At 43.7% G+C, this 12,338-nt stretch carries 12 protein-coding genes; all 12 read right to left on the bottom strand.

The annotated features are described in order from the left end of the window. Positions 1-8: 8 nt before the first annotated feature. Positions 9-896: a carbohydrate ABC transporter permease gene (locus tag RIN70_RS00455; protein WP_003009412.1), complete on the bottom strand. Its 888-nt coding sequence runs from the start codon at positions 894-896 to the stop codon at positions 9-11. Positions 897-1,078: 182 nt separating this feature from the next. After that, positions 1,079-2,395: an ABC transporter substrate-binding protein gene (locus RIN70_RS00450; protein WP_313790602.1), complete on the bottom strand. Its 1,317-nt coding sequence runs from the start codon at positions 2,393-2,395 to the stop codon at positions 1,079-1,081. A gap of 139 nt (positions 2,396-2,534) precedes the next feature. After that, positions 2,535-3,233 carry an N-acetylmannosamine-6-phosphate 2-epimerase gene (locus RIN70_RS00445; RefSeq protein WP_313790601.1) on the bottom strand — a complete coding sequence of 233 codons (699 nt, stop codon included), beginning with the start codon at positions 3,231-3,233 and terminating at the stop codon, positions 2,535-2,537. 169 nt (positions 3,234-3,402) lie between these two features. After that, positions 3,403-3,789, bottom strand: a complete 387-nt coding sequence (locus RIN70_RS00440; protein WP_313790600.1) for an ABC transporter permease — start codon at positions 3,787-3,789, stop codon at positions 3,403-3,405. 158 nt (positions 3,790-3,947) lie between these two features. Next, positions 3,948-5,000 (bottom strand): zinc-dependent alcohol dehydrogenase family protein, encoded by a 1,053-nt coding sequence (locus RIN70_RS00435; RefSeq protein WP_003015314.1) that lies wholly within the window; start codon positions 4,998-5,000, stop codon positions 3,948-3,950. Positions 5,001-5,160: 160 nt separating this feature from the next. Further along, entirely contained in the window at positions 5,161-5,484 is a 324-nt protein-coding gene (locus RIN70_RS00430; protein WP_003009394.1) for a hypothetical protein, read from the bottom strand. After that, a complete protein-coding gene (locus tag RIN70_RS00425) occupies positions 5,484-5,789 on the bottom strand; it encodes a hypothetical protein (protein WP_003002376.1) in 306 nt (101 codons plus the stop codon). The genes RIN70_RS00430 and RIN70_RS00425 overlap by 1 nt, the downstream gene beginning before the upstream one ends. 13 nt (positions 5,790-5,802) lie before the next feature. Continuing rightward, positions 5,803-6,360, bottom strand: a complete 558-nt coding sequence (locus RIN70_RS00420) for a hypothetical protein (RefSeq protein ID WP_313790599.1) — start codon at positions 6,358-6,360, stop codon at positions 5,803-5,805. Positions 6,361-6,611: 251 nt separating this feature from the next. Further along, on the bottom strand, positions 6,612-9,263 hold the full coding sequence (gene adhE / locus RIN70_RS00415) for a bifunctional acetaldehyde-CoA/alcohol dehydrogenase (RefSeq protein WP_070845585.1): 2,652 nt from the start codon (positions 9,261-9,263) through the stop codon (positions 6,612-6,614). A gap of 402 nt (positions 9,264-9,665) precedes the next feature. Then, positions 9,666-11,468 carry an acyltransferase family protein gene (locus tag RIN70_RS00410; protein ID WP_023920066.1) on the bottom strand — a complete coding sequence of 601 codons (1,803 nt, stop codon included), beginning with the start codon at positions 11,466-11,468 and terminating at the stop codon, positions 9,666-9,668. After that, positions 11,458-11,862, bottom strand: a complete 405-nt coding sequence (locus RIN70_RS00405; protein ID WP_031572807.1) for an MORN repeat-containing protein — start codon at positions 11,860-11,862, stop codon at positions 11,458-11,460. Before RIN70_RS00405 ends, RIN70_RS00410 begins: the two co-directional genes overlap by 11 nt. A gap of 25 nt (positions 11,863-11,887) precedes the next feature. Further along, entirely contained in the window at positions 11,888-12,313 is a 426-nt protein-coding gene (locus tag RIN70_RS00400; RefSeq protein WP_313790598.1) for a low molecular weight protein-tyrosine-phosphatase, read from the bottom strand. Positions 12,314-12,338: the final 25 nt, after the last annotated feature.

The raw sequence follows: 12,338 nt of genomic DNA, 5'->3' as shown, positions 1-12,338 counted from the left end.
TCCTTTCTTTAGTATTCTACGTCATTTCCGAGGATCTTGAATTGCGCAAAACTGATGATAGCAATCATCACCGCAAGGAAGACACCCATGGTGTTGGCATAACCATATTCAGAGAGTTTAAAGGCTTTTTCATAGAGATAGTACATAAGGGTACTTGTTGAGTAGTTAGGACCACCGGATGTCAACAATTGGATCAAGGCGAAACATTGGAAAGAGTTAATGGTCGTAATGATCGCAATATAAAGGGTTGTCGGCAATAAGCTTGGCCATTTGATCTTCCAGAAAACTTGAAATTCTGTCGCACCATCCACACGCGCGGCTTCTACGAGGGAATTATCAATATTTCCCATAGCAGCGATGTAGAGGATGATCGGTTGACCAACTGAAGTGGTCAACAAAATAATGATGATGGCCATCAAAGCCCAGTGTTTGTCCCCCAACCAAGAAATGTTTTGGTTGATGACATGTCCAGATTTCAATACAAAGTTCAAAATCCCTGATAGTGGATCATAGATCCATTTCCATACAACCGTTACCGCTACACTCCCTGTAACAACTGGAAGGAAGAAGACGAAACGATAGAAGGAACGCGCAATAGCATTTTGATGGTAGGTCTGAGAAGCCACAAACAAGGAGAACAATACGACGATCGGAACTGATCCGATAACGATGATGACGGTATTGATCAAGGACTTCACAAAGACCTTATCCGCAAACATGCGGGAATAATTTTCTAAACCGACAAACTTGAAGGATGTCATCGAGTAGTTGAAGAAACTTGTCACAAAGCCCATGATCATGGGTGCTAGGACAAAGACCGTAAAGAAGATTAAAATGGGTGCTAGGAATGCGTAGGAAACGAGTGTCTCCCTCATTCGGATTTTGTTTACCTTCACAGTAAGGCACCTCCTAGTGTTCTTTTTCTATTTTCTTTTCTAAACATATCTTACGACTTAAGAAAAGAAGATCCAGAAAGAATGAAGACCCCTTCGTTCCATTCCAAAAAGAGAAATACGGATTCGAAGGGGCCTGCAAATTCTCGTTTCTATGAAAGACTTAGGTCTGCTTCATAGACTGATTATTTTTTCGTAATGGTTTCGTTTGCTTTTTCAGTAAAGGTCTTCAAAGCTGGTTCTGCTTTTTCATCCCCGTTTGAAACAGATTGCAACATTGGGAACCATAGGGTCCGCATTTCTGCAAAACCGTTGATCGTATTGTAGTATGGTGAGTAGTATTTTGTCCAAGTGCTGATGGTTTCCATCCGTTTGTCATCGTACAACTTACCAAATGAACTACGAACTGGGAAGGCTCCTGTACGCACAACATCTTTTGGACCCCATTCTTTGTCGTCTGCGATGAACTGTACAAATTTCTTAGCAGCAGCAATTTTCTTTTCATCTTTATTATTGAAGACTGCAAATCCATTGACAAGGTATTCCAATTTTGGCTTGCCTGAGTCAGATGGGAATGGCACTTCTACTACTTCAACCTTACTTGCATCCAACAATTTAGCTTGGATACCGTTTTGTGAAGGCGCCCACAAGATAGTGTAAGAAGTTTGACCATTCGCAAAGTTTTGGATGTCTGCTCCACCGTCGAATTGAGATCCGTTCATCATCAAACCGTCTTTAATCCATTTAGACGCCTTGTCCAAACCTTTGACGAATTTAGGATCATCTGTTGTATATTTAGTTACTTTTTCATCTGTAACAGAACCACCGTAAAGGTTGGCAATGAAGGCACGAGTTCCTTGGTCTCCACCTTGACCATTACTGAAGAGGGATCCTGGTGTGTAACCTTTATCTTTTAAGGCTTTCAAGACTTTTTCAAAGTCGTCTGTTGTCCAGCCTTCTTTGACAAGGTCTAGAACTCCTGCATCTTCCAACATCTTCTTGTTCATCGCCATGTAGAATGGTGCTGAACTGATTGGGTACATGTAGGCAGTGTCGCCAGCTTTACTAGCTTGGATGATATTGTCGTTGTTGACATCTTTTACAAAATCTTCTGTAAAGAGGTCGTTCAAGTCAGCCAATTTACCATTTTTACCGTATTGAATAATCCGGCCTGGAGCGTCAAAGAGCACATCTGGAGCAGTTCCTGCTTCAATAGCCGTTGTGATCTTTTCAGGGCCAGACTTGAAGTCGATGGTTTCTAGTTTAACTTTGATATCTGGATTGGCTTTTTCGAAGGCTTCGATAATAGTTTTTTCATAGGTTCCTACGCCATCATCAGCTTTCTCTTGAGTAAAGACTGGGAAGGCCCACCAAGTGATTTCTGTTTTACCTGAATTTCCACTAGAAGATTCTGTTTTTGAACCTCCGCCAGATCCACAAGCTGCGAGTGCTAGAAGAGCTGCACCAGCTACCAACGAGCACAATACTTTTTTCATTTTCATGTGATTTCTCCTCACAATTTACGGTAAGATTACTCTTACAGGGGGTTATCCTCAATGAGGACGCCTATTCTTGTTCATGTTTCAGATTCGACTACTCTCTATTCGGTCTCCTCCTCCTTCAATCTACTGTTTTGTTTACTCATTTTAAGGCTGCGACGAAGCGCTCTGTAATCTCTTTTGGTCGAGTAATGGCACCACCTACAACGATGCCGCGAACCCCGAGATCATGGATTTTCTTGGCTTGATCCGGATAGTGGATCTTGCCTTCTGCGATGACATCTACTCCTGCTTGGCAGAGACGATGAATCAGTTCAAAATCTGGACCATCAACCTTTGGACTGTAGTCCGTATAGCCCGAAAGGGTCGTTCCGACAAAGTCCACTCCCGCTTCGACAGCTGTCAATCCTTCTTCCAGAGTAGAGATATCAGCCATCAAGAGTTGGTCAGGATATTTCTCTTTGACTTGATGGATAAAGTCACTAATCGAAAGGCCATCATGACGCAGCCGTTTGGTACAATCAAGCGCAATGACTGCGATATCCAAAGCTGCCAGCTCATCGACTTCTTTCATAGTCGCCGTGATAAAGGGTTCTTCAGGTGGGTAATCACGTTTGATAATCCCAATGATCGGTAACTTGGTCACTTCCTTGATTTCCTTGATATCCCGGACACTATTGGCTCGGATTCCGACAGCTCCACCCTGCTCAGCCGCTTTTACTAAGAGAGGAATGACTCCTCCTGCTTCTGTATAGAGCGGTTCATGAGGGAGAGCTTGACAAGAAACAATGATGCCGTCTTTGATTTGTTCAATCAGTTCATCTTTTGTAATCTTTGACATAACTCCTACTCCTTTGATAATAAGGCAACTCGAGTACTTGTAAATTGATTATAATCTATTTTTAAAGCGCTTACAATATTAATCGTGCAATTGGATTATAGTTTCACATTTAGGGGAAAATAAAAAGATCTCTGAAACTAGTTTCAGAGATCTAGGACATGGTGATTCCCTAGGTCATCTTTTGAGTCGCTTTTTCCTTTACGACAAATACAAAGCCGATAGAGCCGACGACGGCTCCAAGCAAGATCCAATAGACCATATCCGATGAAGCCATTGGGCCTGCCAAGAGACCTGCTAGTAAAGAGAGATCGATATACAGTCGGGTATCGCGATAGAAGGTCCAATTGAAATGGTAGCTACCTTCTGGATACTGACGTGTCGATACAGCCGGTTGAAAGACCTGAAGAAGGATCAAAATCCCAACAAAAGCAAGATAAGCCAGGCTAACTACCGAAAGCGGAGCCCGCATCGTCAACGCCACAGCCGCTAAAAGCAAGACCAAGATCCAGAAATGGAAGTCCATCCAGAATTCACGATGATAACAAAACCGTTTCATAAGATCACACCTTTCTCTTTATGTAATCGTTTTCTGTACTTCTATTATAAGACAACAAATTTATTTTGCAAGGAATCATTGGCTTTTGGGGGTTGAAAATAGGACCAGAATATCTCTGGTCCGTCTAAAAAAACTATGAACAAATATTAGTTGCCACTTCATTCACTGATATCATTTTCGATAATCACCTTGAGAGCATGGTTTTCACCCGCATGTTTAAAGACATCATAGGCTTTTTCAACTTCTGAGAGTTTGAAGTGGTGGGTGATGAGCTTAGTCGCATCGATCTTGCCTGATTTCAAGACATTGAGTAACATTTCAGTAGTATTGGCATTGACAAGACCGGTGTTGAGGGTAATGTTCTTGATCCACAAATCATCCAAATTGAAGCTAACCGGTTTTCCGTGGACACCGACATTAGCGATGTGTCCACCGACAGAGATGACGTTTTGGCAGACATCAAAGGTAGCAGGATAGCCCACACATTCCATGGAGATATCGACACCACGACCTTCGGTCACTTCATTGATAAAGGCCTTGATTTCAGCGATATCGCTGGAGCAGATGGTGTGAGTTGCTCCAAATTTCTTAGCCGCTTCAAGACGAGATTCAGACAAGTCCACCATGATAATCGTAGCTGGTGAGAAGAACTGCACAGTCAAGAGAGCTGCAAGACCGATCGGACCAGCTCCAACGATACAGACATTGTCCCCAGGTTTTACATGAGATGGGAGGACCCCGATTTCATAAGAGGTTGGGAGAATATCTGAGAGCATGACCAAGGCTTCGTCATCCACAGTTTCAGGCGCATGATAAAGACTACCATCCGCATGTGGAATGTGGACATACTCTGCTTGGGTTCCGTTGATCAAGTGACCCAAAATCCAACCACCATCTTCACAGTGAGAAGGCAAACTACGTTTACAGTAGTAGCAGGTATTACAAGCTGTGACACAAGAGATGATGACCTTGTCGCCTACCTTGAAGTTATTCACTGCATCGCCGACTTCTTCGACGATCCCGATTCCTTCGTGGCCTAAAATCGTGCCTTCTTTACAAGCTGGCACATCTCCTCCTAGGATGTGAAGGTCTGTCCCACAGATGGTTGTCTTCAAGACACGCACAATGGCATCCGTTGGATTTTTGATCACTGGTTTTGGTTGATCCAGCAGTTGCAGATTGCCTGCAGATACATAAGTTGCAGCTTTCATAAGCGACTCCTTTTTTGTTGGTTTGATAAAACCATTTTATTTTCGTTTCTTTGTGAATATTATAACATACTAAGTAAGCGCTTGCAAGAATTTATGAGCACATTTTTAAAAGTTTTTGAGCAAACAAAAACATTCCTCTTATCTCTACCAGAGGAATGTTTCAATCACCTTGTTCTAATTGTTGGCGCTGCTTGTAGTACTCTTGCTGCTCGCGCTCACGCTCTTCTTCTAAACGCTCTTCATAGCGCTTGAGTTCTGCCTCAAACTCTTCTTGCAAGGCAAATAAACGCTCCAAGCCACTTTGGGCCTCCGCACTTGGCGCTTGAAAATGAAGGGCACTTAGCCAGTCCACTAAATTTTCTGTATGTTGGCGGACATCCATACGCATATCCGCATAATCCCACTCCAACTCGCTAAGTTTCTGGTTGAAGCGGTAATGTCGATCTTCTAGTTGTTCTAATTCACTATTTCCTGAATGGTACATCACATACCTCCTTTAATCGGACTCAATAAAATCGGCTTCTTCACTGATTTCAGTGCTGTTTCTACCGCGTCCGCTGCTCCTCCTGTAAATCCATCTTTCAAATCACTAACGAGGGTCGTTGTAGCAAAAGAGCGCATCTTTTCGGATTGACCGCCCAAGGTTACCTGCAAACTCATCCCTTCCAACATCATCAAGGCTTTTTGCGTTGCAATCAAACTTCTGATCGCAATCCGCTCTTGCTCCTTTTTAATCTCTCGATGGAGCTCCTCAATTCGTTCTCTGTCCTCTCCCAGGATCTCTAACATCTTTTTCTCCTACTTATGAAAAATCAAAGGCCGTCGCTTGTCCCTTGTCCAAGTCCACCAATTGAGCTGAAGCAGCCTCCAGCTGACCTGCCAAATCTGACAAGCGAGTAGAGTAGGCCTTTGCTTGGGCGAGGTTCTCCGCCTCTACCGCTTGGTCCCAACAAGTATCCATGGAGAACTCTCCTAATAGTTGCTCCACTTCTGCATCTGTTAAAAATTGGGCCATGCTGTGGGCCATTTGTGACACCTCAGCGACCTTATGAGAAACCGTCTCCTTGGCCTCTTCCAGCTTATCCTTGACCTCTGCCTCAAAGGCAGTTGCTTGCGCTGAAGCATTCTGCGCTACCGCCAGCACCAATTCCTCGCGCAATTGAATGGTCTGGGTCCCAGACGTGCTCGCTAGTTGCTGATGGAGGCTAGAAATGCTTGGCTTTTCCTGCCCATACATGGAGACCACTGAAGCAGATGATGGCTGATTTTCTGAAGTGGAAGTTTCCCGATCTCGTTGGGGCATTTCAATAATTTTCTGTGCCTGATCTTGTCTTCCTTGCACGTCACCTTCTAACTCCATTTGAGATGGCCTCCTTTCTTGGATTTATTTTTTCGTTTCCTATAACTGAAAAAGGATCATAACCCTTCAGCTACAGGCAGATTCACACACTATAGGGTAACATAAAATAGCTCGGAATGCTATAAAAATAACACAATTTCTGAAAAAAAGTCTAATTTTTTATGAAAAAACGAGTTTTGGACCCAAATAGCAAAAATCCCCCGCTCTTTCGAGTGGGGGTAGCTGATAAACATCAGTTGTTCCTTGGCGTCTTATTTACGACGTCCTGGACGTTCCTTGTAACCATAGTAAGCATCTTCGATGATTTCTTGCATATGGTCTACCATTGGAAGACGTGGGTTAGCTGGTGAACATTGATCTTCATAAGCAAGGAAGGCCAATTCACGAGAATGTTTCTTCCATTCTTTTTCATCGATGCCTTGTGCTTTGAAGTTCATTTCGATACCACAGCGTTCACCGAGTTCGTATACAGCTTTTGCGTAAGCTTCAACGGCTTCTTCTGGAGTAGAGCATGGAAGTCCTAGCATACGAGCGATATCTTGGTATTTTTCATCTGCACGGTAGTAGTTGTACTTAGGCCATGTAGCTGTCTTGGCTGGGCGTGTACCGTTGTAGCGGATAACGTATGGAAGCAAGATGGCATTGGTCCGTCCGTGGATGGTGTGGAATTGCGCACCGATCTTGTGGGCCATTGAGTGAGAAATACCGAGGAAGGCATTGGCGAAGGCCATACCTGCGATGGTTGACGCATTGTGCATCTTTTCGCGTGAATGGAAGTCCGCATTCTTGACTGAGCTTTCCAAGTTTTCAAAGACAAGTTTAATAGCTTGAAGAGCAAGACCATCTGTGAAATCGCTAGCCATTTGTGATACGTAAGCTTCTGTCGCGTGCGTCAAGACGTCCATACCAGTGTCTGCTGCAACAGATCCTGGAACTGTCAATACCAAGGCAGGGTCTACGATGGCAACTGTTGGAGTCAATGAGTAGTCTGCGATTGGGTATTTACGATTGTTGGCTTTATCAGAGATAACGGCAAATGGAGTTACTTCAGATCCTGTACCAGATGTTGTTGGGATCGCAATAAATTTAGTCTTCTTACCAAGCAATGGGAACTTGAAGGCACGTTTACGGATATCCATGAATTTTTGTACCAAGTCACGGAAGTCCACTTCTGGTTGTTCGTAGAAGAGCCACATTACTTTGGCCGCATCCATTGGTGATCCACCACCGAGAGCAATGATCGTATCTGGTTTGAAGGCACGCATGATCTCTGTACCACGTTCAACAGTTGTGATATCTGGATCTGGTTCTACGTCTGCAAAGATTTGGTAAACCACCTTGTTGCGACGAAGGTCAAGCTGTTCGATGATACGATCAAGGAAACCAAGCTCTACCATAGCGTGGTCTGTAACGATCATGACACGTTCAACGTCACGACATTTTTGTAGGTATTCAATTGAATCACGTTCAAAGTATGTTTTTGAAGGAAGTTTCATCCATTGCATGTTATTTCTCCGGCGTCCGACTTTTTTGATATTCAAGAGGTTGATGGCACTAACGTTGTCCCCAACAGAGTTGCGTCCGTAAGAACCACATCCAAGTGTTAATGATGGCAAGAAGGCATTGTAAACATCCCCGATACCACCGAAAGTCGAAGGAGAGTTGCAGATCACACGAATAGCTTTAACTGCTTTACCAAATTCTTTGGTCAATTCTTCATCAGCAGTATGGATGGCTGCTGAGTGACCAAGACCGTTGAATTCAACCATTTGGCGAGCTTTGTTAATTCCGTCTTCACGGCTTTCAGATTTCAAGACAGCGATGACTGGTGACAATTTTTCACGAGTCAACGGTTCTTTTTCGCCAACTTCTTTACATTCTGCCGCAAGGATATTGGTTCCTTCTGGTACAGAGAAGCCAGCTTGTTCAGCGATCCATGCTGCTGGTTTCCCAACGATGTCCGCATTCAATTTCGCACCCGCACAGTTTTTGCTGTTGGCTTTTACACCAAAGCAGAACTCTTCAAGAAGGGCTTTTTCTTTTTTGTTAACGAAGTAAGTGTGGTAAGATTTGAATTCTTCAACAAACTCATCGTAGATTTCTTTATCGATGATAACCGCTTGTTCAGACGCACAGACCATACCATTGTCAAATGATTTAGACATGACGATATCGTGTGCTGCTTGGCGGATATTGGCTGATTTTTCAACGTAAGCAGGAACGTTTCCGGCACCTACCCCAAGAGCTGGTTTTCCACAAGAATAAGCGGCTTTTACCATGGCGTTACCACCGGTCGCAAGGATGGTCGCAACTCCTTCATGGTTCATAAGGGCACTAGTTGCTTCCATAGAAGGTTGGGTAATCCATTGCACACAGTTCTCAGGTGCTCCAGCTGCAATTGCCGCATCGCGTACGATTTGTGCCGCATGAGCAGATGATTCTTGAGCAGATGGGTGGAAGGCAAAGACGATAGGGTTCCGTGTTTTCAATGAAATCAAGGCTTTAAAGATTGCTGTTGAAGTTGGGTTGGTTGTAGGTGTGATCCCGCAGACAACTCCGACTGGCTCAGCAATCAGGGTCAAACCAGTGACATCATCTTCTGAAATGACACCAACTGTTTTCGTGTGACGCATGTTATTTACTACGTGTTCACAAGCGAACAAGTTCTTCGTCGCCTTGTCTTCAAAGACTCCACGACCAGTTTCTTCATAGGCATGAAGAGCGAGCTCACCGTGAGCGTCAAGAGCCGCCACAGATGCTTTCGCCACAATGTAGTCTACTTGCTCCTGATCCAATTTGCGCATTTCTTCAAGCGCCACCAGCGCTTTTTGCACCAACTCGTCTACGTGTTTTTCAGCAGCGAGTTTCTTTTCTTCAGGTGAGAGAGTTTTTTTATCAGCCATTTGATGCTTTCCTCCAATGTTTGAAACCCTTATCCTTTTCTAGAACTTTTTCATGTTTTCTGAAATTTTCAAGAATAGTGTAAGAAATTTCGATTTGTTAATTATTTCACAATATAATTGTACTCTATTTTGAGATTTTTGTAAACACTTCCAAGCAACTTTCACAAAGATTTTTTTGAAGTTTGTGAAATTTTTATCAATCTTATTGATGTGAAAGCAATTGTCTAGCAAAATTGTGAAAAAATAATTAAAAAAATTTTTTCTTCACAAAGAGATGTTTTCAATTGATTTTTGTAAGCGTTTTCTTAATCTTACTAAAATAAGCAGCTTTTTACAAGTAAAAAGTTGCTTTTTGTTTTATTTTGTTAGGATTTGTTTTGTTTCAGTTTCAGAGAAGCATTGTTACTTCTTGACCGGACCTTTTTCGGCCTTATCAAGGGCTTCTTTGACTGTTTGAGCATAGAGTTCCCCACCATTGGTTTCCATATTGAAGTGAACAGAGTCTGTTCCCACCCAAATGTTTGGATTTTCAATTGCTACTTGGTACCAGTCCGCAATCGTGATAAAGTCGTATTTCTTAGCTAGTTCCAACTCATAAAGACGCGTTTGAACCGATTCACTGGACTGATCGTTGGCATAGCGCCCATCATATGGTGTCACAAGGATCAAGCGACGGCCTTTTGGAAGTTTCTCAACATACTGATCCAGCAATTCTTTGTAGTTGCTTACAGTATTGGTTCCTAGGGCAATGACCACATTTTTTAGGAGAACTTTATTGGAGATATCGGTCTCAAAGACCTTCATTCCATTTTCCAACTGACGGCTCACCACTGCATCGATCTGGATGCCAGGGATGGCTTTAGTCAGGTAGTCCTGCGCTCGCAAGTTAACGGAATCACCGATCATGGTCACACCATTTGAGACGTTATAGTCTGTTGCCGTCGCATTATCCACTTGCGTCCGTGTGACCTGCATTTTGCTGTCTGCTTGATTGAGCCCACTCACTACCAAACTCTCATCAAAAGCTCCAACGGTTGGTGCAAAGGCGGAGATTCCAATCATCAAGAGAGCCAGAGGAATCATGAGGTAAAAGATCGGCTTGGTCAAAAAACTGAGATCCATCTTCATGCCGAAGACACGAGGTTCCTTGCCTGCAATAGTTGGCTCCAAAATATAGAAGGACAGAGCCGTTAGAATCAAGGAAACGATCGTCGTCACAAGGGCTGCCATCATATTTCCCAAATGTTGAGAGAAGATGATAAAGAAAGGCCAGTGGAAAAGATAGACACCATAACTAGTATCTGCCAAGAAATTGAGAATGGCTGGTTCTTTTTTATCTGGCGTCTTTTCATGGAGAATGCGGGCCGACAGAATCATGGCACAAGCTGCGATTGTCGCTGCTAAAAAGCCAAACAGATAGGTCCACAAGCTATCAAATGGCAAGAAAAGACTGAGCACAAACAAGAAGGCAAAGCTTCCACCCAAGACCGATAAGGTCTTTTTCATGCTCCAAGACTGCACCAACTTTGTAAAGTTCGGGCTGACATTAGCAATCCCTGTTACCGTTGCTAGACATGATCCCGCAAAGAAGGGGAAGATGTGAGTGAAGCTAGAAAAATAGATAGTAGAGAAATTAGCTGTCAGAAAGGCGCGGATGAACATGGACAAGAAGGTGAAGAGAAAGAGCCCGCTGGATGCCAGGAAGAGCATGCCTCGGTACTTTCCAACCGTCTTAGCCCGCTTAGCCAAGAACCATGCCAAAAGTGCCCATAGCACATAGTAATGCACTTCTAGAGCCAAACTCCAGGTATGAAGGAAGAGATGTGGAATGAAGTTGCTTTCGTAACTACCACCCGTTGCCATCTCAAAGAAATTGGTCACAAAACCGAAGACCGCCGCAATCTGAGTCCCAATACCAGCCACGTAGTCCCGTTGGACCATAAAGGTAAAGGGCATCACGACCAAGACCATAAAGACAAGGGGTGGTACGATCCGGTAAAAGCGCCGTTTCAAGAATGCCAGGTAGTCGATTCCTTGCTTGCGCGCAAATTCATCGATCAAGAGCGCTGTAATCAAAAATCCTGAGAAGGTGAAGAAAATATCTACCCCAATGAAGCCTCCAGGAAAGGCTTTTTGGAAGAAATGGTAAAGCAATACCAATAAGAGTCCTGTAACACGGACTAGTGAAAACCATTTAATGCGCATTTTGATAAATCCCCTGCTTGAATGTTCCTTTGTATACGACGTTGGCTTCTGTGGTTAAGGTGCCTTTGCCCTCCGGCTGGCCGTTAACAAACTGCCCTTCATAGGTCCAACCATCCTTGGACTTAAACTTACCATAGCCGCTAAAAGAGCCGTTGACGAGGTTACCTGTATAGGTATCCCCATTTTTAAAGGTGACGGTTCCCTTGCCATTCATCTTGCCACGGACCAAACTTCCGTCGTAACGGATCGCCCCCTTATCCAAGGTCAAGACGCCCTGACCTGGAATGGCTGAAAGGAAAACCAGCAAAGCAGATAGAACAATCACGACTAATGCTGCTATTTCTAAATTTTTTCGCGTCAGATAGACCTTATAAGTCTCATAAAATTCTTTCATATTCATTCTCTCACATATCAAACTCTTAAGAAGTTGCTAGCTGATCTAACCAAGCCTTACAGCCACTCAGGACTCTGGAGTAGGTCTCCTCAAAATCACCGGTATACCACGGATCTGGCACACTTTCAGAAGCAAAAAGATGAATCTTGTGTTCTGTTCCTGCAGGAGCCATTCGCTTCAGATCTGCTACATTGTTTTCGTCCATCCCTAGGATCAAATCAAAGTTGTAAAAATCCTCTTCCTTGATCTGTAAGGATGTCTTGGCTGGATCATACGGGACTTGGTGTTGTTGAAAGATTTTCTGGGTTCCCTGATGGATGTGATTGCCATGTTCCCAGCTCGAGGTGGCCCGACTTTCAATCTCATACTGATCCGTCAAGTCCTTCATGACAAACTCCGCCATGGGGCTCCGACAAATATTTCCTAAGCAGACAAAGACGATTTTTTTCATGATTCCACCTAACTCCTTGTTCGGA

It is taken from the genome of Streptococcus parasanguinis (genome assembly GCF_032163505.1).
In the GTDB taxonomy this organism is placed as follows: Bacteria; Bacillota; Bacilli; order Lactobacillales; family Streptococcaceae; genus Streptococcus; species Streptococcus parasanguinis_V.
This window is presented reverse-complemented; position numbering and strand designations above follow the sequence as displayed.